The sequence below is a fragment of the Streptomyces sp. NPDC079167 genome, assembly GCF_040686735.1.
GTDB lineage: Bacteria > Actinomycetota > Actinomycetes > Streptomycetales > Streptomycetaceae > Streptomyces.
This window is the reverse complement of the sequence record NZ_JBFBLO010000017.1, coordinates 1-23,746: the sequence shown is the minus strand read 5'-3', so window position 1 is coordinate 23,746 and position 23,746 is coordinate 1. Positions and strand designations below refer to the sequence as shown.

Genomic DNA, 23,746 nt, shown 5'->3' with positions numbered 1-23,746 from the left:
GTCAGATGACGCGGAAGAGGTCGCCGGCGGCATGGACGTCGGTGAGGTCCTCGATGGTGCGCAGGTTGTCGCACAACGCGTCCAGGACGGTGCCGGGGCCGGCGGCCTGCGTGGCCCCGATGGCCACGCCGAAGGAGCGGAAGCCCAGCGTGCGCTTGGCGTCGTTCCAGCTGCGCATCCACTGCTTGCTGACGTCGCACTCCCCGTCGGTGATCATCACTATGTCGCCGCGCCGGCGCCCGTCCGAGTTGAACTCCTCGTCCAGCAGCCTGACGGCGGCCGCGAGCGGGGTCCGGAACTCCGTACCGCCTCCGAAGAAGTGCTCGGCGAAGTCGAGGACGTCGGCGATACCGGCCGGCTGCGAGCCCGGGAAGCGGCACACCTTCACGGAGTCGGACGAGGAGAACAGGATTCCGACGAAGTCACGGCGCGCCCGGCGGGCCTGGTCCAGCAGCGCCAGGGCGCAGGCCTTGGCCCACGCCTCCCGGGTGACACCACCGGGTCCGGACTCCAGCATCGAGTACGAGCAGTCGACACAGGCGATGACGGCGCCCTTGCCCGTGGTCTGCTCACCTCGGCTGTCGTAGAGCATCAGCCGCGACTCGGCGTACCTCGCGGCGAACACGCTCCTCATGGCGGGTACGCCGAGGTTCGCCAGCTCGGAGGGGATGACCCGGGAGAGGTCGTCGCCCAGGGTGATTCCGACCAGTTCGCCCGTGCCCTGCTCGACCTTGCGGGCGCGTTCCCCGTCGGCCATCTGCCTGAACCGGCCGATGAGGTCCGCGAACCGCCCCAGCCGGCCGGAGCGCAGCCGCTCGGCGAGGCGAGCACGCCGGTCGAACGGCATCCGCTCCAGCTCGCCCGGGCCCACACCCCACGCGCGCATCAGCTCGGCCTCCTCGCGGGACTGCCCGGCGGCCTTGCCCGAGCCGCTCCGCGCGGCCGCGCGGATGCCCGGAGCCGCTGCGGCGAGTGCCTGCCCGGCCTCCTGTGCCGCCTGCCGCGCGGCGGCGTCGGCGGCCTCGGCCGTCTCGACGGCCCGCGTCAGGGCGTCGGCCGTGGCGTCAGGCACCGTGCCGTCCTCGTCCGTCTCCCCGCCGGCCTGCTGGAGCGCTCCGGTGACGGCGGCCGCGGCGTGCTCGGCCCGCTCCTGGGCGCTTTTCGCCCGCCGGGCCCGGTCCGCCGCCTCCTTGGCCAGTTCCAGCATCAGGCGCAGGGCGTCGGACTGGGCCAGCACCCCCATCGCGGCGGCGTAGGGGTCGCCGGACGTCTCGCGGTGCAGCTCGGCGAACTCCGGGCTGCCCGTCATGGCCGTGACGACCTGGTGGTTGACCAGCCGTGAGGGGTCCATCTCGGCCCGCTCGCGCATCTGCGGGCTGACCTTGTAGGCGGCCAGGAACACGTCCGCGAGCAGGTCCTCGGTGTGGTCGAAGCGTTCGTTCAGGTCCCTCGCGAGTCGCTGCAGCCCGGTGGCCTGGGTGTAGGTGTCGCGCCAGGCCATCGTGTCGAACCGGTCGCCGGCCACCGCGGTGTGCGCCTTCGGGCGGCCCGTGTCAGCGGGCGGCCCCAGCCACTTGCCGGCGCGGGCCGTCAGGTCCGCGATCCCGCCGGGTCTCTCCTCCATGACCGTGCCCCCGCCGCTCAGAGCCGGGCCTGGACGATACTCGCGTCCACCCCGAGCGCTTCGGTCAGGACACGGGCGTGGACGGCTCGCTGAAGGAGGATCACACGCTCCACGGTAGCCGTGGAGCGTCCGGCGGTCCCGGCCTCCTTGCGAAGTCTCTCCAGCTTCTTTCCTGCCGTGTTGAGCTTGGTGATCGCCTCCCTGATCGCCCAGTCGCCCAGTGCCTCACGGGACTGCCCGGCCTTGGCGTCGAGTTGGGCCTCCAGCTCCTCGATGGCGTCGGCGAGGTCGAGCGCCTCCTTGGCGTCGGGGTTGACCAGGTGGAGCACCTCTCGTTCGACGGCCGGTCGTTCGGCGGGCGAGTCCCACAGCACATGGGTGAGCACCGACAGGTCGTTCCGGCCCACCTTGTCCCGGCCGTCCAGGAAGGCGCTCGCCTGGAGCAACCGGACCGACTGCCGCCAGCGACGGTCGGATGAGATCAGCTCCTTGCGGCGCAGGGCGGCCCGCAGCGTGCACAAGGCGTCGACGATCGCGTCCGGGACACCCACGGCCGGCACGGCTTCGGTCACGGCGTGTTGCAGTTCGGCCAGCTCCACCGTCGTCCGGGTGAGGACGGCCGGGGCGGTGACGGCGGAGCGCACCAGTCCCGCGAAGTTGGAGGGGTCGGCGAGGTACCCGACCTCGAGCCGCACCAGCAGCCGGTCGTAGATCGCGGCGCTGTCCTCACCGGCCGGCAGTTCGTTGGACGCGGTGATCGCGCTGATCAGGGGGCAGTGGATCGGCTCGCCGCCGTTCTCCGGGTGGTAGAGGCGTTCGTTGAGCAGCCCGAGGGTTTCGTTCAGAGCCGCGGTGGAGCACTTGAAGATCTCGTCGATGAACGCGATGTGTGCTGTCGTCGCCCGGCCGTCGAATATCTGCCGGTACTCGCCCCGGCTCAGCGCCCCCACGTCGATCGGGCCGAACATGCGGGTCGGCGCGGTGAACTTGCTGAGCAGGATCTCCCAGTAGTTCGCGCTCCCGATACGGCCCGTCAGTTCCCGCGCGAGTTCCGACTTCGCGGTGCCCGGAGGGCCGAGCAGGAGTGAGTGCTGACCGGCCAGCATCGCCACCGTCAGCGTCCGTATGACGTCGTCCCGCTCGTAGAACAGCCCTGACAGTTCACCGGTGATCGCTCGCAGTCGCTCCGCCGTGTCCTGTGCGCCCATCGCCATCTCCCCTGTCCGCCAACCTTGCTGGGAACCGGCGGATTACGGTGCAGGCCGGCCCGCGGCCATCATTATGCCGACCGGGAGCAGGTGCGATTTCACACGTCCTCGACACGCCGCCGGGGCCCGCACGAACTCCGTCCGCCTTCCGCCGCGGACAACCATGGATGTAATCCGGGTGACCGGCGCACGAGGAAATGCCTTCGGGAAACACGATCTCGTTCCGGAATTACGGTCCTGGGCGGCCGGACCGAGCGGTCCGCCCTTTCCCGCCCATGGCGTCCGGAAGGGGGCATTGCTTTCCCGCACCGGGTCGTCGGCTTTCGCCGGACTCGGACTTCTCCGCACGGTCGTGCGTCTCGGTCCGGCGGGGAGTGCCCAGCCCATGGCTCCGGAGCCGCTCACTCCGGGTGGCGACCGCCTTGAGGACGGAAACGGTCCAGTGAACCGTGGCCGTGTTTCCAACGGGTTAACCGACCTTCCCGACCGAACCACTGTGCGAATATGACTATTGCCAATCGCCCGGCATATGCACCCGGCCACGGAGGCCCGGATGATCTCAAATGGTGAGAACGGCGGTTCGGCCGGCTCCGGAGGCCGAGGGGACGCCGCCACATAATCCGGCTCGTCAGGCGTCGACTTTCGGACTCTTCACAAAGGGTTAACTCCATAATCCCCTTGGCCTGTTAGCGTCCCGAAGGACGGGTGAAGTCCAGGAGGAGGTGAAGCGTGCGAGCAGCGACGGTCCGGTTCGTACTCGTGCTCCTGATGGGCTTCCTCCTGGCGCCGTACTCCGGCACGCCCTCGGGCGACGCCCAGGCGTCCGCCCCCGGATGGCAGGCAGCCGCGCTCCCGGCAGTGCCCACGGGCGAGGCGCACGGCGAGTACGGCACGTGCGGCACCTCCGAACGCGGCGGCGAGTCGAACGGCCTGGTGCGCCACCGCGACCGGCATCGCTCCGCGAGCGCCCCCGCTCCGGAGACCCCTTCGCGCTCGGTCCTGGCGATCGACGCCGGCGGCCTGCTCGCCCCGGCGGCTGTCGCCGCGAGGGGCGACGCGCACCACGCCTCCAGATCCTCGACCGCCCACTCCCCCACCCTGCTCCAGGTGTTCCGCTGCTGAGCTGACCTCGGGCGTCCGGTGACCTGCCCCTCGCCCCGCTGCCGCGGGACGCCGGGCCATGTCGCCCTGCCCCCGGGCTCCAGTTCTCGTACGTATGCCGACGCGCCGCCCTCGGGCGCGCCAGGAGGAACCACTGGTATGCAATCCCTCGTCGATCACTCCCGGACAGAAGTCCTACGCATCAGCGACAGCGTCGTCTGGGCACCCCCGCCCGGCAACGGGCGCTCGGCCCCCTTCCGCACGGGATGAGGGCCGCCATGGACAAGGTCTCCAAATTCCCTCATCTGCGGCAGGATTTCGCCGCGTCACTCGTTGTCTTCCTCGTCGCTCTGCCGCTGTGCGTGGGCGTGGCCGTCGCGTCGGGGGTCCCGGCGGAACTGGGGCTGATCACCGGCATCGTGGGCGGTCTCGTCACCGGCCTCATGCGCGGCAGCAGTCTCCAGGTGTCGGGACCGGCCGCCGGCCTCACCGTGCTCGTCTTCGAAGCCGTCCAGTCCTTCGGGCTGCCCGCGCTCGGAGTCATCGTGCTGACGGCGGGGCTGCTCCAGCTCGCCATGGGCGCGCTGCGGCTGGGCCGCTGGTTCCGGGCGATCTCGGTCTCGGTGGTCGAGGGCATGCTCGCGGGCATCGGCCTCGTCCTGATCGCGGGTCAGCTCTACGCCGCCGCCGGTGTCGAGGCGCCGCTCTCCGGTACGGGCAAGATGGCCGGCATCCCCGGGCTGCTGGCCGACAGCGTGACCAGTCCCGCGGCTCTCGCCTCGCTCGCGGTGGGCGCCGGGACGATCGCCCTGATGGTGGGGTGGAACAGGATGCCGAAGCGGGTGCGGGCCGTCCCGGGCGCACTCGCCGCGGTCGCGCTCGCCACCCTCGCCTCACTGGCGTTCGGACTGCCGGTCGAGACCGTCCGGGTCCAGGGGCTCGTGGACGCCGTCCAGAGCCCCGCGCTCTCGGAGTTCGGCGGGCTCGCGAGCCTGAGCCTGCTCGGGACCGTGGCGGCGTTCACCCTGATCGCCTCCGCGGAGAGCCTGTTCAGCGCGGCCGCGGTGGACCGGCTGCACGACGGTCCTCGTACCCAGTACGACAAGGAGCTGATGGCCCAGGGCACGGGCAACACCGTGTGCGGACTCCTGGGCGCGCTGCCGATGACCGCGGTCATCGTGCGCAGCTCGGCCAACGTGCAGGCGGGTGCGCGGACACGGGCCTCCCGGGTGCTGCACGGTGTGTGGCTGCTCCTGTTCGCGGCGCTCCTTCCGTCCGCGCTGGGCCTCATCCCCCTGCCCGCCCTCGCCGGCATCCTCATCCACGCCGGATGGAAGCTGATCCCCCGGCGCACGCTCGTGACGCTGTGGCGGGCGCACCGTGGTGAGGCGGTGATCCTGGTCGTCACGGCGGTGGCGATCGTGACGGTGAACATGTTCGAAGGAGTTCTGACCGGTCTGGCCCTGTCGGTGGCCAAGGCTGCCTGGGACGCCTCGCACATCAAGCTGGAGATCGTCGACAGCAATCCCGACGGGGTCCGGGCCCGTCTGTCGGGCAACGCGACCTTTCTGCGGCTGCCGAAGATACTCGACAGCCTGGAGGCCCTTCCCAAGGACCGGCCGATCTCGCTGGACCTCTCCGGTCTGCACCATCTCGACCACGCCTGCCGTACGGCGCTGGAGAACTGGGCCGAGCGGCACAGCTCGTCCGGCACCGAACCCGTGCGGCTGACCCGGTCCGACGTGGTCACGGCCGCTCCCTGAGAGCGCGGACGACTCGCCGGGCACCCTCCTCGGGCGTCCCGGCGAGTCGTCCCGGCGGTCAGCCGTTGGGCAGGATGACCGCGCGGCCGTTGATCTTGCCGGCGTGGAGCCGCTCGTAGGCGAGCGGGGCCTCGTCGATGGAGTACGTCTCGACGTGGACCTCGACGGCACCGGCGTGGGCGAGCTCGATGACTTCGGCGAGCTCCCTGCGCGAGCCCCAGTACGGCGCGGAGACCGAGGTGGCGAACGGCAGGACACCGAACCCGACGGGCAGCAGACCGCCTCCGATGCCGACGATGGTGACGTCACTGTCCACGGAGGCCATCGCACCGGCCGCCTTCACGGTCGGCTCGGCGCCGACGAAGTCGAGGACGACCTGGGCACCGATGCCGCCGGTGAGCTCGCGGACCCTGGCGGCGGCGTTCTCGTCGGACAGGACCGCCTCGTGGGCGCCGACGGTGCGGGCGAGTGCCAGCTTCTCCTCGGTGACGTCCAGCGCGATGACCCGTACGGCGGTCATGGCGCGCAGCAGCTGGATGGCGACGTGACCGAGGCCGCCGGTCCCGATGACCACGGCGGTGGCGCCGGGGGTGAGCTTCGGCAGCGAGCGCTTGATCGCGTGGTACGGGGTGAGGCCCGCGTCGGTCAGCGAGACGGTCCTGACCGGGTCCAGGTCGCCGATGGGCGTCAGATGACGGACGTCGTCGACGATCATGTACTCGGCCATGGCGCCCGGGTTGCCCAGGCCGGGCGGGTTGATGCCGAGGTCGGCGGCGCGCAGGCAGTAGTTCTCCCGTCCCTCCGCGCAGTTCACGCAGGTGCCGCAGCCCCACGGGCCGTAGACGGCGACCGCGTCTCCCACCGAGACGCCTTCGGCGCCCTCGCCGAGGGCGGCGACCGTACCGACGCCCTCGTGACCGAGTGTGAGCGGCAGCTCGTAGGGGAACCCCTCGGCGGGCCAGCTCATCACGGCGATGTCCGAGTGGCAGACACCGGCGGCGCTGACCTTCAGCAGGATCTGGCCGGGCCCCGCCACGGGCTCGGGTATCTCGACGACCTCGGGGGCGGCGCCGACGGTGCGGTACTGGACGGCTTTCATGTCTCTCCTTCGTTCTCCGTACTTCCTTTGTGACCCTCGTGGTGGCGGTGCGCCACTCGGGGGTCAGGACGCGGAGTAGCCGCCGTCCACCAGGTGGTAGCTGCCGTGGACGAAGGAGGCGCGGTCCGAGAGCAGGAAGGCGGTGAGCTCGGCGACCTCCTCCGACGTGCCGAGACGGCCGGCCGGATGCAGGGAGATCAGGTGGTCACGCGCCGGGGAGTCGGTGTCGCGGAGCAGCGGGGTGTCGATGAAACCGGGGCCGACCGCGTTGATACGTACGTTCTGTGCCGCGTATTCGAGTGCGGCGGTCTTGGTGAGGCCGACGACGCCGTGCTTGGCCGCGACATAGGCCGGGGAGCCCGCGAAACCGTTGGTGCCGAGGATCGACGACATGTTGACAACGGCGCCGCCGCCCGAGGCGAGGATGGCCGGGAGCTCGTACCGCATCGAGTAGAAGACGCCGCTGAGGTTGGTGGTGACGACCTTGTTCCAGTCCTCGATCCCGTACTCACCGGTGGGCTGCGAGGGGCCGCCGATGCCGGCGTTGTTCACGGCGAGGTGCAGGGCGCCGAAGGTGTCGACGGCGAAGCGCACGCCGGCCTCGACGGAGGCGGGGTCGGTGACGTCGAGGGCGACCGCGGCGGCGCGGGCGCCGGTGGCCTTCAGCTCGTCGGCGGCCTTGCGCGCGCTCTCCTCGTTGTAGTCGGCGACGACGACGGAGGCGCCGCTCGCGGCGAGCCTCCGGGAGAGGGCGAGGCCGATGCCGGACGCTCCGCCGGTGATGAAGGCGACCTTGCCGGCGAACTCCGCTGCGTAGGCGGTGGGGAGGGTGGTGCTCATGGTGTGCTTCCTTGCGTGGTGCTGTGGGGCGCCGGCCCGTCCTGCCGGGGTTCCAGCAGGTTCGCGGAGAGGGCGTCGAAGGCGTGTACGACGAACTCGGGCAGGGCGGCCGGCCGGCCGCCCCGCACCCAGGCCGCCTGGGCCGCGAGGAGCGCTCCAGCTCCCGCGGCGACGGCCACGGCGGGACGGAGGTCCTGCCGTGGGTCGGCACCGAGCCGTTCCGCGAGAATCGCCACCGACTCCTCCTGGGCGTCCACCCGGATGTGGTGGTACGCCGCGTACAGAGTGGGTTCCTCCTCGGCCATGCGCAGCAGGTCGAAGATGCGTGGCCGCACGTGCCAGGGCTCCGCCTCCGGGTCGTCGAGCCAGTCGAGGACGGCCCGGCGGTAGGCGGTGAGCGGCGGTTCGGCCAGGGGGCGCTCGCGGAGCGCTCGGTTGATCCTGTCGCCGTCGCCCCGCACTGCGTCGAGGACGGCGGCCTCCTTGCTCGGGAAGTACCGGCTGAAGGTGCGCCGGTCGACATCTGCCGCCTGCGCGATCTCCTCGACCGTCACGCTCCGCAGACCACGTTCGAGTACGAGATCGAACGCGTTCCGCGCCAGCGCGTCCCGCGTCCTGCGCGCCTTGCGGCTGCGCCGTTCCGGGACCTTCCCTGTCGCATTCATAGATGCATCGTACACCTTAAAATGTCCCGGTGGGACTTCTGCCCCACCGGGACATCAACGCCTCCGGAGGCCGTGCCGCCCCGGCGTCACGCCAGGGTTTTCGTCTCTTCCCCCGGCGCGTCCTCGCGGCTCCGGCTCAGCGCGCCCGGCCACCAGGCGACGGGTCCGATGTCCCTCACCAGCGCCGGCACCAGGAGCGAGCGCACGACGAGGGTGTCGAGCAGGACGCCGAACGCGACGATGAACGCGATCTGGACGAGGAAGGCGAGCGGGATGACCCCCAGGGCGGCGAAGGTGGCCGCCAGGACGACACCGGCGGAGGTGATGACCCCGCCCGTGGTGGTCAGCCCACGCAGCACACCCTGCCGGGTGCCGTGGATCAGGGACTCCTCGCGGACGCGGGACATCAGGAAGATGTTGTAGTCCACGCCGAGGGCGACCAGGAACACGAATCCGTACAGCGGCACGGAGGAGTCGGTGCCGCTGAAGCCGAAGACATGCTCGAAGACGAGGGACGAGATGCCCAGTGTGGCCAGGAAGTTGAGCGCCACCGTGGCCACGAGCAGGAGCGGCATCAGCAGCGAGCGGAGCAGACCGATGAGGATGACGAGGATGATGACCAGCACCACGGGCACGATGATGTTGCGGTCGTGCTCCGCGGTCCTCTGGGTGTCGTACTGCTGTGCGGTGTAGCCGCCGACGAGTGCCTCGGCGCCGGGTACGGCGTGGACCGCGTCGCGCAGCCGCGTGACCGTCTCCTTGGCGGCGTCGCTGTCCGCCGTGTCCGCGAGGGTCGCGTCCACGCGGACGCGCCCGTCCACGACGAGCGGTTCCCCGCCGCCCGGCTGTCCGGAGACGGTCATGACGGAGACGCCCGCGACCCCGGGTACCTCCTCGGCGGCCGCGACGACCTGCTTGGACCGGTCCGCGGCGGCGATCACGACGGCGGGGTTGCCCGATCCGCCGGGGAAGTGGCGGCTCAGGGTCTCCTGCGCAGCGACGGACGGCGCGTCGTTGACGAAGATCTCCTTGAGGGGTACCCCCTTGGAGTTCAGCGTGGGCATGAAGGCCGCGCAGGCGAGGAGGCCGACCAGCGTGACGGCCCACACCTTGCGCGGGGAGCGGTCGACCAGCGCCGCGATCCTCGGCCAGATCCCCTTCGCACCGGAATCGGCCTCGGCCCCGCCCTTCTTCGGGCCCGACGGCCAGTACGCGGCCCGGCCCAGCAGGACCAGGACGGCGGGCAGGAAGGTCAGAGCGCTCAGGACGGAGCACACGATGCCGATGGCGCCCACGGGTCCGAGGGCGCGGTTGTTGGTCAGGTCGCTGAGCAGGAGCGCGAGGAGCCCCAGCGCCACGGTGGCGGCGCTGGCCGTGATCGGGCCCGCGGATTCACGGAGTGCCGCGCGCATCGCGGTCCACTTGTCGGGCTTCCGCCCGAGCTCCTCACGGAACCGCGCGGTGAGCAGCAGCGCGTAGTCGGTGGCGGCTCCGATGACCAGGATCGACAGGATGCCCTGGACCTGCCCGTCGACCCGGACGATGTCGTGGTCGGCCAGTACGTAGACGATCGCGCAGGCGACGCCGAGTGCGAAGACCGCGCCGATGATGATGATCAGAGGGAGCAGGACGCTCCGGTAGACCAGGAGCAGGATGACGAGCACGGTCACCAGGGCGACGCCCAGCAGCAGTCCGTCGATTCCGGCGAAGGCGTCGGACAGGTCGGCCTGGGAGGCCGCGGGGCCCGCGAGCCCGACCACCGTCCCCGGGACGTCCTCAGCGAGGCTCCGGACATGGGCGAGGGCGTTCGGGAGTTCGTCCCCCAGGTCCGGCCGCAGCTGGACCACGCCTTCCAGCGCTCGGCCGTCCTCGGACGGCAGCGCCGGGCTCACCCGGCCGGCGGCTCCGGGACCGTCCTTCGCCGAGGCGAGGGCGGCCGTGGCCGCCTTCTGCTGCTCCGGGCCGAGCTCCTCACCCTCGTCGGCCGACGTCCAGACCACGACGGCGGGCACGGTCTCCTGCTTGCTGAACGCCTTCTGGGCCTCGATGACCCGGGTGGACTCCGCGCTCTGCGGCAGGAACGCGGCCTGGTCGTTCGTGGCCACCTCCCCGAGCTTCCCGGCGTACGGACCGAAGGCGCCGCCGACGACGAGCCAGGCGAGGACGAGGAACACAGGGACAAGAACCAGCCGGCGGACCGGCCTCGATGCGGTGGACATGGCACTCCTGGGTCGGCCGCGATCTCTCAATCATGATGTATCTCAATGATTGAGATTACATGCCGCACAGTCCAGCCTCCCACCGGCACGGCGGTTCAGCGCCGAGGCACCTGCATACGGGCGAGTTCACCGTTCATCCGGCCGAGGAAGCGGAGCGTGGCCTCCAACTCCTGGGGCGCCGACGCGGAACGCGCCCCTGCCGCCGCTTCCGCGAGGGGCATGAAGAACGAGCGCGCGGCCGCCTTGGCGCCGGGCTCGTAGTGGAGATGCACGACCCGGCGGTCGGAGCTCTCGCGTGCGCGCCTGATGTGACCCGAGCGCTCCAGCCGGTCCAGGCACGCGGTGACCGCGCCGGACGTCAGGCCGAGGTGCTCACGCAGCCGTCCCGGAGTCAGCGGCGTGTCCGCGTCGAGGATCGCCCCGAGCGCCTGTACGTCCGTGGCGTGCAGGCCCTGCGCGTGGGCGAAGGCGTGGACCAGTCGGTTGATCTCACTGTTCATCCGGCGCAACTGCGCGGCGAGAGCCTGGAGATCCGACACCCCCGCCGTATCCGCGCCCGATCCGTCGCGAGGGCCGTCTGCACTGTCCACCGCCCCATACTAGGCGCGCACGACCGCACTGCGGCCTCGGGACAGGGGGAGCGCCCGGTCCGCCGGACACCCTGCCGTGGGCTTCTACAGTGCTGTAGATTTGGCGCGCCGCCGCGGACCGGGGAGTCCCGGACTGCCGGGAGAGCTCCTCACACCCACCAGGGAGAAGACAGCCGTCATGTTCGGAATCAGTGAGATCGCGATCTTCCTCATCATCGCGGTCCTGATCTTCGGTGCCAGGAAGCTCCCCGAACTCGCACGTTCCCTGGGCAAGTCGGCCCGGATCCTCAAGAGCGAGGCCCGGGCCCTGAAGTCCGACGGCATCTCCCCCACGGTTCCCGCGGACCCTCCGGCCGACGGGGCGAACGACCCGCGCGTCATCAGGGGGACGGCCACCGAGAAGCCCGAGCCTCGCTGAGCCCTGCCGCTCCGCCACCCGCAGGGGTGGGCCTCGGCGTGTCCGCGAGCGGATCCGCCCCCACGGGGAGACCGTGGACGGAGGAGACCCGAGCCGGAGCGAGGCGCCATGGAGAGCAAGGACGACAGCGGCGGGCCACGGTGCCTGGTGACGGGCGCGACGGGCTACATCGGCGGCCGCCTCGTACCCGCACTCCTGGGGGCCGGCCACCGGGTGCGCTGCCTGGCGCGGACCCCTGAGAAGCTGCGGGACCATCCGTGGGCGGGCGAGGCCGAGGTGGTCAAGGGGGACGTGACCGACGCGGAGTCCCTGGGCGCGGCGATGCGTGACATCGACGTCGCGTACTACCTGGTCCACGCGCTGGCCACCGGGCCGGACTTCGAGAGGACCGACCGCGACGCGGCACGGAACTTCGCCGAGCGGGCGAAGGCGGCCGGCGTCCGGCGCATCGTCTATCTGGGCGGGCTCACACCCCCGGACATCCCCGAGAGGGAGCTGTCCCCGCATCTGCGCTCGCGCGCCGAGGTCGGGCGCATCCTGCTCGATTCCGGGGTACCGACGACCGTACTGCGCGCCGCGGTCATCATCGGTTCCGGTTCGGCGTCCTTCGAGATGCTGCGCTATCTCACCGAGCGGTTGCCTGTCATGGTCACCCCCAGCTGGGTGTCGACACGGATCCAGCCCATCGCAGTGCGGGACGTGCTGCGTTACCTCGTGGGCAGTGCGCACATGCCCGCCGATGTGAACCGCGCCTTCGACATCGGCGGACCCGACGTCATGACGTACCGCGACATGATGCAGAAGTACGCCCAGGTCGCCGGGCTCCCCCACCGGCTGATCCTGCCGGTGCCGATGCTCTCGCCGGGCCTGTCCAGCCACTGGGTCGGGCTGATCACTCCCGTGCCCGCGTCCATCGCCCGCCCGCTCGCGGAGTCCCTGCGCTACGAAGTCGTGTGCCAGGAGCACGACATCGCCGGTCATGTGCCGGACGGCCCAGGGCAGCCCTTCTCCTTCGCCACCGCCCTCACGCTCGCACTGCAGAGAGTGCGCGAGGCGAGGGTGACGACGCGGTGGTCCTCCGCATCCACCCCGGGCATTCCCAGTGATCCACTCCCCACCGACCCCGACTGGGCGGGCGGGAGCCTCTACACCGATGTACGTGAGCGCGATGTGGACGCATCCCCCGAGGCCCTGTGGCGGGTCATCGAGGGGATCGGCGGTGAGAACGGCTGGTACTCCTTCCCGCCGGCCTGGGCGGTCAGGGGCTGGCTGGACCGGCTGGTGGGCGGCGTGGGCCTGCGCCGGGGCAGGCGGGACGCCCAACGGCTGCGGGTCGGGGACTCGCTGGATTTCTGGCGGGTCGAGGAGATCGAGCCCGGCCGGCTGCTCCGGCTGCGCGCGGAGATGCGACTGCCGGGTTTGGCCTGGCTGGAGATGTACGCGGAGAAGGGCGAGGACGGCCGGTCGCGCTACCGGCAGCGGGCCGTCTTCCACCCGTCCGGACTCCTCGGCCACGCCTACTGGTGGAGCGTGTCGCCCTTCCACGCCGTGGTCTTCGGCGGGATGGCCCGCAACATCGCGCTGGCGGCGGGCCGTGGCACGGGGGGTGGCCCGGCATGACCGTGGCGATCGTCCTGTTCACTTCGGATCTGCGGTTGCACGACCATCCGCCGCTGCACTCGGCGCTCGCTTCGGCGGACGAGGTGGTTCCTCTCTTCGTTCTCGACGAGGGCGTTCAGGCCGCCGGGTTCGGCGCTCCGAACCGGCGCGCGTTCCTGGCCGACTGCCTCCGGGATTTGGACGCGGGGCTCCGCGAGCGCGGCGGGCGCCTGATCGTCCGCGAGGGGGACGTGGCCGACGAGGTCGGACGGGTCGTCGCCGGGACGGGGGCGGAGGCGGTCCACGTGGCGGCGGGCATGAGCGCCTACGCGCAGCGGCGGGAGGAACGGCTGCGCGAGGCTCTCGCCTCCGTACGCTGCCGGCTGAGCGTGCACGACGCGACGGCCGATGTCGTCCCGCCCGGTGCGGTCGTCCCCTCCGGGGCGGGCAGGGACCACTTCGCCGTCTTCACCCCGTACTTCCGGCGGTGGTCCGAGGAAGGGCTCCGCTCACCCTTCCGGGCGCCTCGCACCGTGCGCGTACCGGAGGGCCTGGCGTCCGCCGCGCTGCCCTCGCGTGCCGGCCTGCGGGGGTTGTCCCCGGGCCTTGCCGGGGGCGGCGAGGCCGAGGGACGCAGGCTGTTCGCCGCCTGGTGCCGTCACGGTCTCGGGTCGTACGAGGACCGTCACGACGACCTCGCGGGCGACGCCACCTCGCGGCTCTCGCCGCACCTCCACTTCGGCACGCTCTCCCCCACCGAGGTGGTCCACCGTGCCCGCGCCGCGGGCGGACCGGGTGCGGACGCCTTCGTACGGCAGGTGTGCTGGCGGGACTTCCACCGGCAGGTCCTGGCCAACCGCCCGGCGGCCGCCCGCGCCGACTACCGTCCCCGGCAGGACCGTTGGCGGACCGGGCCGGCGGCGGAGGACGACACGGCCGCCTGGAAGGAGGGCCGCACGGGCTATCCGGTGGTGGACGCCGCCATGCGCCAGCTCCTCCACGAGGGCTGGATGCACAACCGCGGGCGGCTGCTGACGGCGAGCTTCCTCGCCAAGACGCTGTACGTGGACTGGCGGACCGGAGCGCGCCACTTCCTGGAGCTGCTGGTCGACGGGGACATCGCGAACAACCAGCTCAACTGGCAGTGGGTGGCCGGCACGGGCACGGACAGCCGGCCCAACCGGGTGCTCAACCCGGTGACTCAGGCCAGGCGGTACGACCCCGACGGTGCGTACGTACGCCGCTGGGTACCCGAGCTCGCCGGGGTCTCCGGGTCCGCCGTGCACGAGCCGTGGAAACTTCCCGGACGGGAGCGCGGGCGCTACGACTACCCGGAGCCGGTCGTCACGCTCCCGGAAGGGCTGGCCAGGTTCAAGGAGGCGCGGGGGCTGGACTGAGCCCGGGTGGCGTCCCGGTCAGACCTTGCGCCAGCGGGCGTTGGCCCAGGAGAAGAGGCCGAAGGCGGCCAGCCCGACGGCGACGAGGACGAGCAGCCAGGGCCCTGCGGGCGTCTCCGTGAAGGAACGCAGGGTGTCGTCCATGCCCTTGGCGCGGCCCGGTTCGTGCCGGACGGCGGCGGCCACGGCGAACCCGCCCGCTGTGACGAAGACCGCGCCACGGACGGTGCCGCCCAGGACGCCCACGACGTCGACGGCCTGACGGGTCTTCTTGGTCATGCCGCCCATCTTCAGGTGCTTGTGGTACTTGCGTGCGAGGGCGCGGTAGGCCATCCACAGACCCGCGCCGACCACCACGGCACCGGCGATCCCCACGATCCACTGACCGCCGGTCCACTGGAGGACCCGCGCCGTGACGTCGTCGGTCTGACGGTCGCTCGATCCGCTGCCGCTGCCCTTGTCGCCGAGCGCGTAGGAGAGCACGGAGAACGACACGAAGGCGTAGAAGACGGAGCGTGCGGCTGCCATGGCGCGTTTGCCGGGCTTGTCGCCTTCGGGGCCCGCCTGGCCGAAGGCCGCCTCGGAGAGCCGCCACACCGCCATACCCGCCAGCGCCACACCGAGTACGAGAAGGAGGATGCTCCCGAACGGCTTCTCGGCGATCTCCGCGATGACGCCACCGCGGTCGGCCTGCTTCCCGCCTCCGCCTCCGTCGGGGAAGGCGATGCGCAGGGCCAGGACTCCCACCAGGAGGTAGATCACCCCGCGCGCCACGAAGCCGGCGCGGGCACCCACGTCCATGGCCCGGCTGCGCGAGGCCCGTCTCGCCTTGCCGCGTGCGTTCATCGACAGCGCGTTCGCATTCATGCACTGCCTGGTGCCCCTGAATCGACGATCGATGCGGAGGAGTTACGCGCCCTCTTCCGCCGGCTCGTCCTGCGCGGCCTGACCCTTGGCGCGGCGGCCGACCACGGCGGCCGCCCCGAGGGCGCTGCCCGCGAACGCGAGTGCCATGACCCACGGGCGGTCGAGGACGTGCCCGGTGGCATGGTCCAGGGAGTAGCGGCCGGCCCCCGTCACGCCGATCGCGGCGGCGGCGAAGCCGAGGAACGCCGGGTACTCGTAGCCGCCGCCCATGGCGAAGAACCCCGCGGGTGCGTGCACGGCGACGGCACCCGCCATCGTGCCCGCCGCTGCGGCACCCGCCGCGGGGGTGGCGAGGCCGAGCGCCAGCAGGACCCCGCCTCCGGCCTCACCGAGTCCGGCCGCCAGGGCGCTGTGCTTCGGCGGGTGGAAGCCCATGGCCTCCATCGCCGCGGTGGTCCCCTGGATGCCTCCCCCGCCGAACCACCCGCCCAGTTTCTGGCTGCCGTGGGCCGCCAGGACGGCACCCGTGCCGAGCCTGAGTACGAGAAGGCCGAGGTCGCGTCGGTTGGTACAGGCCATGGGTGTCTCCTGTCGACAAGGAGGAGCAGCGGCGGTGAGCCGTACGGAACCACTCTCGTCCGGGGCGGGCCGCAGGGGTCGCCGGTGTTACTCCATCCGTGCGTCGGGCCTTGCGGGAACTGCGACGTACGCCATTGTGCAACTAGTTGCACAATGGCGCTCGGGTGGTCTACAACTGGCTCGACGACACCTGCGAGGAGACCCGGATGAGCCCGTACCCCACCCTGCTGAGCCCGCTCGACCTCGGCTTCACCACGCTCCCCAACCGGGTGCTGATGGGGTCGATGCACATCGGTCTCGAGGAGGTCGAGCACGGCTTCGAGCGGATGGCCGCGTTCTACGCGGCGCGCGCACGCGGTGGGGTGGGCCTCATGGTCACCGGGGGGATCGCGCCGAGCGAGCGCGCGTGCTCCTTCCCCGGCGGCGCCAAGATGACCACCGAGGCCGAGGCGGAACAGCACTCCGAGGTCACGGCGGCCGTGCACGCTGCGGGTGGCAGGATCGCGATGCAGATCCTGCACTCCGGGCGCTACGCCCACCACCCCGACCTGGTGGCGCCGAGCGCGCTCAAGGCCCCGATCAGCGCGTTCACCCCGCACGCGCTCGACGACGACGAGGTCGAGGAGACCATCGAGGAATTCGTCCGGGCCGCGGAGCTCGCGCGCCGGGCGGGCTACGACGGCGTCGAGATCATGGGCTCGGAGGGCTATCTGATCAACGAGTTCATCGTCGCGGCGACGAACCACCGGGAGGACCGCTGGGGCGGTTCGTACGAGAACCGCATCCGCTTCCCCGTCGAGATCGTGCGCCGCGTGCGTGAGCGGGTCGGCCCCGACTTCATCCTGATCTACCGGCTGTCCATGCTGGACCTCGTGCCCGGTGGTTCCACGCTGGAGGAGGTCGTCCGGCTCGCCCGCGAGATCGAGGCGGCCGGGGCGACCATCATCAACACCGGGATCGGCTGGCACGAGGCCCGCATCCCGACCATCGCGACCTCCGTGCCGCGCGGCGCCTTCACCTGGGTGACGGAGAAGGTGCGGGGCGCGGTCTCCGTGCCGCTGGTGACCAGCAACCGCATCAACACCCCGGAGCTGGCGGAGGAGGTCCTCGCCTCGGGCCGCGCGGACATGGTGTCGATGGCGAGGCCCTTCCTCGCCGATCCCGACTTCGTCGCCAAGGCGGCCGAGGGCCGCGCCGACGCCATCAACACCTGCATCGGCTGCAACCAGGCCTGTCTGGACCACATCTTCAGCCTGCGGATCACCTCCTGCCTGGTGAATCCGCGCGCCTGCCACGAGACCGAACTGGTGCTCGCACCGACCCGGGTCCGCAAGCGCGTCGCGGTGGTCGGCGCCGGACCGGCCGGACTGGCCTGCGCGGTCACGGCCTCCGAGCGCGGGCACGCGGTGACCCTGTTCGACGCGGCCGACGAGATCGGCGGCCAGCTGAACGTCGCGCGCCGGGTGCCCGGCAAGGAGGAGTTCGACGAGACGCTGCGCTACTTCCGTACGCGGCTCTCCGAGGAGGGAGTCGAGCTCCGGCTCGGCACCCGGGCCACGTCCACCGCGCTCGACGGCTTCGACGAGGTCGTCCTGGCCACCGGGGTCGAGCCCCGCACCCCCGCGATCCCCGGCGTCGGGCACTCCAGCGTGGTGAGCTATCTGGACGTCCTGAGGGGCGGCGCGCAGGTCGGTGACCGGGTGGCGGTCGTCGGGGCGGGCGGGATCGGCTTCGACGTCGCCGAGTTCCTGACCGACGGGGGCGACGCGGCGAGTCTGGACCCGGAGGTCTTCTTCCGGCAGTGGGGCGTGGACACGGAGTACGCGGACCGGGGCGGGCTGCGGGCCCCGGAGCGCCCGAAGTCCCCGCGCACGGTCCATCTGATCCAGCGCAAGGCGAGCAAGGTCGGTGCGGGGCTGGGGAAGACGACCGGCTGGATCCACCGGACCGAGCTGCGCCACCGCGGGGTGACGATGATCGCGGGCGCGTCGTACGACCTGATCGACGACGAGGGCCTGCACCTCACCGTGGACGGCGAGCAGCACCTGCTGCCGGTCGACACCGTGGTGCTGTGCGCGGGCCAGGAGCCGCGGCGTGAGCTGTACGAGGAACTGCTCGCCGCGGGCCGTCCGGCGCATCTGATCGGCGGCGCCGACGTGGCGGCGGAACTCGACGCCAAGCGTGCGATCCGTCAGGGCACGGAGCTCGCCGCGGAGCTGTGATCACCCGCTCGCGCCGTCTCTAGGATGCACTGCATGTCACTCCCGCACGCGATCCTCACGGCCCTGCTCGAGAAGCCGTCGTCCGGTCTCGAACTGACCCGGAGGTTCGACCGGTCGATCGGCTACTTCTGGCCGTCCACGCACCAGCAGATTTACCGCGAACTGGGGAAGCTTGTGCAGGCCGGGCACATCCGGGTCCTCCCGGCCGCGCAGCCGGCGCGTGGGCAGAGGAAGGAGTACGAGGTGCTGCCCGCCGGCCGCGAGGCGCTGACGGCGTGGGTGTCGCTGTCCGAGGATCCGCGGCCGGTACGCGATCCCCTGCTGCTGAGGATGCGGGCGGCCGCCGTGGTCGGCGCCCCGGGGCTGGCCGGGGAGCTGCGCAGACATCTGGTGCTGCACCGGAAGCAGCTGGCGGAGTACCTGGAGATCGAGAAACGGGACTTCCCTCCGGAGCGGACCACCGAGGAGGACCGGCTGCGTCATCTGGTACTGCGTGGCGGCATCGATCTGGAGACGTTCTGGACGGGCTGGCTGACCAGGGCGATCGACGACCTGGAGGGTTCCGGGCCGGGGGCCGGCGCACAGCCGCCCCGGCCTGACGGCGTCTCCTGGGAACTGCCCGGCCGCTGATGCGACAGGCGACTTCCTAATCCCTGACCTTGAGGAAGCGCATCCGGGTAGCGCCGTTGCTGTCGGTGCCGCCGGCCTCGGCGTTGGAGATCTTGCCGCCGGTGAGGACGAACATCAGGTGCAGCCGGACCGTCCGGGGGCCGGAGGCGACCGTGTACTCGGTCATGATGTGTGTGGTTCCGCCCTGCTGCTCCTGCCTGTCCGCGTTGATCGCCGCGATCTGGGTGAAGCTCGTCAGGAGGGTGTCCGTGGTCTCGTCCCTGAGCCAGCCGACGATGTAGCCGCTGCCGCCCGTGGCGGAACCGAGCGCGTACCGCACGTCGCTGTCGATGTGGTAGACCCCGGCTTCCGGGAGCACGATGTCGGACTCGGGGATCGGTACGTCGGCACCGGTCCGGGCCAGGAGGTTGGCGTGCTGGCGCTCGGAGTTGAGAAACGCGCTCACCGGCGTGAGGCGGGCGCCGATCTCCCACCTTTCGGGGCAGCCGGGCGTCCCGGTGACGTCGATGTCCACCGACCGCCGGGTGCTGGTGTTGCCGCCGGGAGCGATACCCGCCAGCCCGATCCGCGGCACGAGCAGCCCACCGGTCGTGTTCCGTGCGGCGTTGCACGGGGACGGGTCCAGAGCAGGTGTGTCGGGCGCGTACAGACACCCGTCGCTGCCCCGGATGATGGCGTTCCCCCGGTCGGTGGAGAGACACGGAGGGCAGGCGGTGGCGCATCCGTTCCCGCAGGAGGCGACGGGGATGACCGGCGGGACCGGGGCGTAGAGGGTCGAGCCGTCGAGGGTGTCGGTCGTGCAGGTGACCGCGCCGTCGCAGTCGCGGCAGGTCGTACGGAGGAACGGCCTGCCGCAGCCCGGGGCGGACGCCTGGACGGTGAGGACGAAGCTGTCGACGGTCCACTGCTTGGGGCCGACTCGGCAGGTGTCGTCGTTGCCTGTTTCCAGGTTGAGTTCGACGACGACCTTTCCCGCGAGGACGTCCGCGAGGGGCACGGTGGTAGGCGGGATGACACCGTTGTCGTCGCCACCGGCCGGCAGATCGGGTGGGCCCAGGAGATCGGTGCGGATCGAGGTCGTGCCGTTCCACAGCGCGAAGCGGCCGTAGAGCTGGCAGGCGGTGCTCCTGCCGTCGTTGTGGACGTGGACCGAGGCGCTGATCGTGACGCTGGTGGGGTCCCCGCGCAACGTCGTGGGGTCGATGCGCACGACGCCCGCGAGCCAGGTGTGCTGGCCGTTGTGCGTCCCGTCGTCGGCCGGGAACGTGCCCGTGCCGCTGTCCAGGATGGTCTGGGCCACGGCAGGGTCCAGTGCGGCATGGGTGTTGGCGATGGTGTAGTACGGCGTCGGGTCGGTGCTGCTCGCGGTCGCGGCGACCCGGTACGGCGCGGAGTCGCGCAGGGGGGTCGTCTCGCAGTGCTCGCACGGCTTGGAGCCGGGACAGGCAGCGGGGGGACAGTCCGGCTTGGAACCGGAGCAGGCAGTGGGAGGACAGTCCGGCTTGGAGGGCTTGCAACCCCCGATGACGATCGGGGACTGCCCGCAGCCGCATTCACTCATGGGCCAACTCCTTCTGTGGGGTCCAGTGGTGGTGGCAACGGTGTGCGCCACACCACTCGGGCGCGCTTGAGCACGCGGGGGTGGTCCGCCGGCTCTGCGGCCGAAACGGATGAAGGGCGAGCGGGGGCAGGCGCGTCGAGCGATACCGGCGGATCGGAAGCCGGCCGCGCGACCGGGGAGTGGAAGAAGACAGCCTGGCGGACCGCGCACCGGCCGTGGCTGACCTGACGTCGATCGTCATCCAGCTGCGTGTTCCCGCAGCCGGTCGTGTCCTTGGGGTGGGAAGCAGAAGCGGCCGTGTCGGCCCGTATTCACGACTGTGCTTCTGGCGCTGCGCAAACCGCGTCGGGCGCTCGGACCTGGGCAAAGCTGAGGCTCAGTCATGTGCCTTCGTCGTTGCCATACCTAAGGTACTATCCCGTGATCTGTCGGGCATTACCCCGTTAGGGTGACCGATTCACCGAGGTGGCAGAGCCGTACGGAGGGCTGCGGATGCGTCGGCGGGCTCAGCCTGCCGCAGCCGCCGCAGCCGGGTCGCCTGACGGGCCGGACAAGCCCTAGCCGGGCCCGCTGCCCGGGGACCCGACCGGTTCGGGACGCAGCGTGAGCGGCTCGGCGGTGCGTGGGGCGGTGACGACCCCACCGGTGATGACGACCCTGGACGGCCGCCCGGTGACGGCGGGCGGCGCGGGAGTCACCCCGGCCGGCGCGGTGACGGCCCCGGCGGAGCTCCGCGCCTGCGCACGGCTGAGCAGGATCACGCCCTCCACGGCGGCGCAGGCGCCGATGAGCGCGGGGAGCAGGCCGAGCAGGCCGCCCTGGATGCGCTCGCCGAGCAGGATCAGGCCGATCGCGGCGGCCGCGACCGGGTTGGCGAGGGTGACCACGGCGAGCGGGGCGCCGAGGCCGCCCCGGTAGGCGGTCTGGGACAGCATCAGGCCGCCCAGGGCGAAGAAGGAGACGAGCACCGCCACGGTCACCAGCCGCCAGCTCAGCAGCGGGCCCGAGTGGTCGGTCGCGGCGACCGTGAGGGTCTGGGTGAGGGCGGAGGCCACCCCGGACGTGATGCCGGAGGCGGCGGCGTGCCGGAGTCCGGGCCGGGTGCCCGGGCGGCTGAGCGCGGCGACGAGCGCCATGGTCACCGCCCCGACGCCCAGCGCCTCGGGGAGGCTCAGCGTGTCGTGCGGCGCAGCGCCGCCCGCGGCCAGGAGCAGCGCGGCGAGGCCGACGAGCGTGAGGAGCGTGCCGCGCCACTCCGTACGGCTGACCCGTCGGCCGGCGGAACGGGCGCCGAGCGGGACGGCGGCGACGAGCGTGAGCGCGCCGAGCGGCTGGACCAGGGTGAGCGGTCCGTACTTCAGCGCGGCGACGTGCAGCAGCGCACCGCCGGCGTTCAGGCCGACCGCCGACCACCAGGCCCCGCGGCCCATCAGGCGCAGCGCCCCGGCGGAGGGGTCGGTCCGGCCGGCCAGCCGGGCCTGGGCGACCGCGGCGGCCGCGTAGGCGCCGGCGGAGACGAGGGAGAGCGCGACGGCTATGAGTGTGGCGTTCATCGGCGCGCTCCGGATCGTGCGTACGCGGGGGACGCGTAGTTCTGCGGCGGGACGGCGGCCGGCCACGGCAGGTGCGTGCGGACCGGGGTGCGCGGCAGCCTGAGCGCGGCGTACGCGACGGCGAGCAGGGCGGAGACCACGATCACGTCGAGCCAGTAGTGGTTGGCGGTGCCCACGACGACGAACAGGGTGAGCAGGGGGTGCAGCAGCCACAGCAGGCTCCACCGGGAGCGGGTGGCGACGATCAGTCCCACGGCGACCGCCAGGGCCCAGCCGAAGTGCAGTGAGGGCATGGCCGCGAACTGGTTGGCCATCGAGTCGGTCGCGGGCGTCTCGCCGTACACGGTCGGCCCGTAGACCTGCCCGGTGTCGACGAGACCGGCGGCGTGCAGCATGCGCGGCGGGGCGAGCGGGAAGAGCAGATGCAGGGCGAGCGCGGCGCCGGTGAGCGCGGCCAGGACGCGGCGTGACCAGACGTAGTGGCGCGGGCGGCGCCAGTACAGCCAGACCAGGAACGCCACCGTGGCCGGGAAGTGCACGGTCGCGTAGTAGGTGTTCGCCGCCTCGACGAGCGTGTCGCTGTGCAGCAGAACGCCTTGCACGGCCCCCTCGCCGGGAAGGCCGAGAGCCCTCTCGAAGTTCCAGACGTGGCCGGCGTTGTGGAAGGCCGCCTCGACATGGCCGTTCGCGGCCTGGCGGCCGAGTTTGTAGGCCAGGAAGAGTCCGGCTATCAGAAGCAGCTCGCGGACGAGGGGCGGTCGGGCTGAGGCGTCCGGCTCCCGCTCCGCAGGCTCGCTGCGGGTGTGCATCACCCGTGCCCCTTTGCTGACGGTGCGCTGTTACGACGTCGGCGTGGACAGTCCACACCGTATCGATACGCCAGTGTACCGATACGTCGGCGTATCGGTACACGCGCGTATCGGTACACTGGCGTATCGAGGGTCCCCAGCCGCAGAGTCGCAGAGAGGGAAGCAGATGCCGTCGCCCGGTTCAGCACAGGAGTCCGTACCCGCGTCACGCCGGTCGAAGATCACACCGGAACGGGCGCAGGAGCTGTACACCGCCGTGCTGGAACTCCTGCGGGAGAGCGGCTACGACTCACTGACGATGGAGGGCGTCGCCTCGCGCACCCGGTGCGGGAAGTCCACGCTCTACCGCCAGTGGGGATCCAAACCGGAGCTGGTAGTCGCCGCGCTGCACGGCAGCCGCAAGACCCGGTTCTCGGACATCGACACCGGCAGCCTGAGCGGCGATCTGCACGAGGCGGCGCGGGTGGTGGACGCGGCGTCCGGCGAGGACACCGCCCTGATGCACGCCCTCAGCCATGCCGCGCTCCAGAATCCCGACCTGCTCTGCGCACTCCGCTCCACACTGATCGCCCCGGCCATCGCCGCCTTCGACGCCATGGTCGAACGAGCCGTCCGGCGCGGCGAGATCGACGCCGACAACCCCGCGGCCGACTACGTGGCCGCCCAGATGCTCGGCGTCATGCGCGTCCGGCCGCTCCTGGAGGGACGGCACCCCGACGACGCCGCCTTCCTCACCCGCTTCATCGAGTGCGCCGTGCTTCCGGCACTCGGCCTCCCCGCCTCCCCACCCGCTCCCCGGGGAAGCGGGACCTGATGAACGTGGACCGTCGTCCGAGCGGATGACGGCGGTCCGCCCGCGCGCCGCACCGTGGGGACGGGGTCGGCGCACGCCCGGCCGGCCGGTGGTCTCCGAGGAGACCGCACCGGCGCGCTCCCCTCGCTTGCCTCACGGCACGAGGGGTTTTTTGTTGCACCGGGACCTTTCGAAACCCCACAAAAACA

20 protein-coding genes are annotated in these 23,746 nt (G+C 71.6%); 8 read left to right on the top strand and 12 right to left on the bottom strand.

What is annotated here, in order from left to right; all coding sequences use genetic code 11:
- Position 1: 1 nt before the first annotated feature.
- Both AB0P41_RS28965 and AB0P41_RS28960 read right to left on the bottom strand, forming a co-directional pair.
- A complete protein-coding gene (locus AB0P41_RS28965; protein ID WP_365934982.1) occupies positions 2-1,624 on the bottom strand; it encodes a VWA domain-containing protein in 1,623 nt (540 codons plus the stop codon).
- Between the two features lie 17 nt (positions 1,625-1,641).
- Positions 1,642-2,832 (bottom strand): AAA family ATPase, encoded by a 1,191-nt coding sequence (locus tag AB0P41_RS28960; protein ID WP_365934980.1) that lies wholly within the window; start codon positions 2,830-2,832, stop codon positions 1,642-1,644.
- A 729-nt stretch (positions 2,833-3,561) separates the two neighbouring features.
- Between AB0P41_RS28960 and AB0P41_RS28955 the strand changes: the two genes are divergently transcribed.
- Both AB0P41_RS28955 and AB0P41_RS28950 read left to right on the top strand, forming a co-directional pair.
- Positions 3,562-3,954: a hypothetical protein gene (locus AB0P41_RS28955; RefSeq protein WP_356714762.1), complete on the top strand. Its 393-nt coding sequence runs from the start codon at positions 3,562-3,564 to the stop codon at positions 3,952-3,954.
- A gap of 257 nt (positions 3,955-4,211) precedes the next feature.
- Entirely contained in the window at positions 4,212-5,696 is a 1,485-nt protein-coding gene (locus AB0P41_RS28950; RefSeq protein WP_365934978.1) for a SulP family inorganic anion transporter, read from the top strand.
- 58 nt (positions 5,697-5,754) lie between these two features.
- Here AB0P41_RS28950 and AB0P41_RS28945 read toward each other — a convergent pair whose 3' ends face one another.
- From AB0P41_RS28945 to AB0P41_RS28925, 5 genes are all read right to left on the bottom strand, one after another.
- Complete coding sequence (locus AB0P41_RS28945) at positions 5,755-6,795, bottom strand: NAD(P)-dependent alcohol dehydrogenase (RefSeq protein WP_356714764.1); 1,041 nt, start codon at positions 6,793-6,795, stop codon at positions 5,755-5,757.
- 63 nt (positions 6,796-6,858) lie between these two features.
- Complete coding sequence (locus tag AB0P41_RS28940; protein ID WP_356714765.1) at positions 6,859-7,635, bottom strand: SDR family NAD(P)-dependent oxidoreductase; 777 nt, start codon at positions 7,633-7,635, stop codon at positions 6,859-6,861.
- The gene (locus AB0P41_RS28935; RefSeq protein ID WP_356714766.1) at positions 7,632-8,300 is read right to left on the bottom strand and encodes a TetR family transcriptional regulator; all 669 of its coding nucleotides are present in this window, start codon (positions 8,298-8,300) and stop codon (positions 7,632-7,634) included. The genes AB0P41_RS28940 and AB0P41_RS28935 overlap by 4 nt, the downstream gene beginning before the upstream one ends.
- Positions 8,301-8,386: 86 nt before the next feature.
- Positions 8,387-10,519, bottom strand: coding sequence for an MMPL family transporter (locus tag AB0P41_RS28930; protein WP_365934975.1), 2,133 nt, complete (start codon positions 10,517-10,519; stop codon positions 8,387-8,389).
- 95 nt (positions 10,520-10,614) lie between these two features.
- Positions 10,615-11,109 (bottom strand): MarR family winged helix-turn-helix transcriptional regulator, encoded by a 495-nt coding sequence (locus AB0P41_RS28925; protein WP_365934973.1) that lies wholly within the window; start codon positions 11,107-11,109, stop codon positions 10,615-10,617.
- A gap of 178 nt (positions 11,110-11,287) precedes the next feature.
- Here AB0P41_RS28925 and AB0P41_RS28920 point away from each other — a divergent pair, with 178 nt between their 5' ends.
- The 3 genes from AB0P41_RS28920 (at position 11,288) to AB0P41_RS28910 (ending at position 14,523) form a co-directional block, all read left to right on the top strand.
- Positions 11,288-11,527, top strand: coding sequence for a twin-arginine translocase TatA/TatE family subunit (locus AB0P41_RS28920; RefSeq protein ID WP_356714769.1), 240 nt, complete (start codon positions 11,288-11,290; stop codon positions 11,525-11,527).
- Positions 11,528-11,635: 108 nt separating this feature from the next.
- Positions 11,636-13,147 (top strand): SDR family oxidoreductase, encoded by a 1,512-nt coding sequence (locus AB0P41_RS28915; RefSeq protein ID WP_365934971.1) that lies wholly within the window; start codon positions 11,636-11,638, stop codon positions 13,145-13,147.
- Positions 13,144-14,523: a deoxyribodipyrimidine photo-lyase gene (locus tag AB0P41_RS28910; protein ID WP_365934969.1), complete on the top strand. Its 1,380-nt coding sequence runs from the start codon at positions 13,144-13,146 to the stop codon at positions 14,521-14,523. Before AB0P41_RS28915 ends, AB0P41_RS28910 begins: the two co-directional genes overlap by 4 nt.
- Before the next feature lie 18 nt (positions 14,524-14,541).
- Here AB0P41_RS28910 and AB0P41_RS28905 read toward each other — a convergent pair whose 3' ends face one another.
- The gene (locus tag AB0P41_RS28905) at positions 14,542-15,390 is read right to left on the bottom strand and encodes a DUF1206 domain-containing protein (RefSeq protein ID WP_356714772.1); all 849 of its coding nucleotides are present in this window, start codon (positions 15,388-15,390) and stop codon (positions 14,542-14,544) included.
- 42 nt (positions 15,391-15,432) lie between these two features.
- Positions 15,433-15,969, bottom strand: coding sequence for a DoxX family membrane protein (locus tag AB0P41_RS28900; RefSeq protein WP_365934966.1), 537 nt, complete (start codon positions 15,967-15,969; stop codon positions 15,433-15,435).
- Positions 15,970-16,175: 206 nt separating this feature from the next.
- On the opposite strand from AB0P41_RS28900, the gene AB0P41_RS28895 reads away from it, so the two are divergent.
- Both AB0P41_RS28895 and AB0P41_RS28890 read left to right on the top strand, forming a co-directional pair.
- Entirely contained in the window at positions 16,176-18,191 is a 2,016-nt protein-coding gene (locus tag AB0P41_RS28895) for an NADPH-dependent 2,4-dienoyl-CoA reductase (protein ID WP_365935058.1), read from the top strand.
- 33 nt (positions 18,192-18,224) lie between these two features.
- Positions 18,225-18,821 (top strand): PadR family transcriptional regulator, encoded by a 597-nt coding sequence (locus AB0P41_RS28890; protein ID WP_365934964.1) that lies wholly within the window; start codon positions 18,225-18,227, stop codon positions 18,819-18,821.
- A gap of 16 nt (positions 18,822-18,837) precedes the next feature.
- On the opposite strand, the gene AB0P41_RS28885 is transcribed toward AB0P41_RS28890, so the two are convergent.
- The 3 genes from AB0P41_RS28885 to AB0P41_RS28875 all read right to left on the bottom strand — a co-directional run bounded on the left by AB0P41_RS28885 (position 18,838) and on the right by AB0P41_RS28875 (position 22,747).
- Entirely contained in the window at positions 18,838-20,382 is a 1,545-nt protein-coding gene (locus tag AB0P41_RS28885) for a hypothetical protein (RefSeq protein ID WP_356714775.1), read from the bottom strand.
- A gap of 557 nt (positions 20,383-20,939) precedes the next feature.
- Entirely contained in the window at positions 20,940-21,935 is a 996-nt protein-coding gene (locus tag AB0P41_RS28880; RefSeq protein WP_365934962.1) for a DMT family transporter, read from the bottom strand.
- The gene (locus AB0P41_RS28875; protein ID WP_356714777.1) at positions 21,932-22,747 is read right to left on the bottom strand and encodes a phosphatase PAP2 family protein; all 816 of its coding nucleotides are present in this window, start codon (positions 22,745-22,747) and stop codon (positions 21,932-21,934) included. Before AB0P41_RS28875 ends, AB0P41_RS28880 begins: the two co-directional genes overlap by 4 nt.
- 163 nt (positions 22,748-22,910) lie before the next feature.
- On the opposite strand from AB0P41_RS28875, the gene AB0P41_RS28870 reads away from it, so the two are divergent.
- On the top strand, positions 22,911-23,558 hold the full coding sequence (locus AB0P41_RS28870; protein WP_356714778.1) for a TetR/AcrR family transcriptional regulator: 648 nt from the start codon (positions 22,911-22,913) through the stop codon (positions 23,556-23,558).
- Positions 23,559-23,746 lie beyond the last annotated feature (188 nt).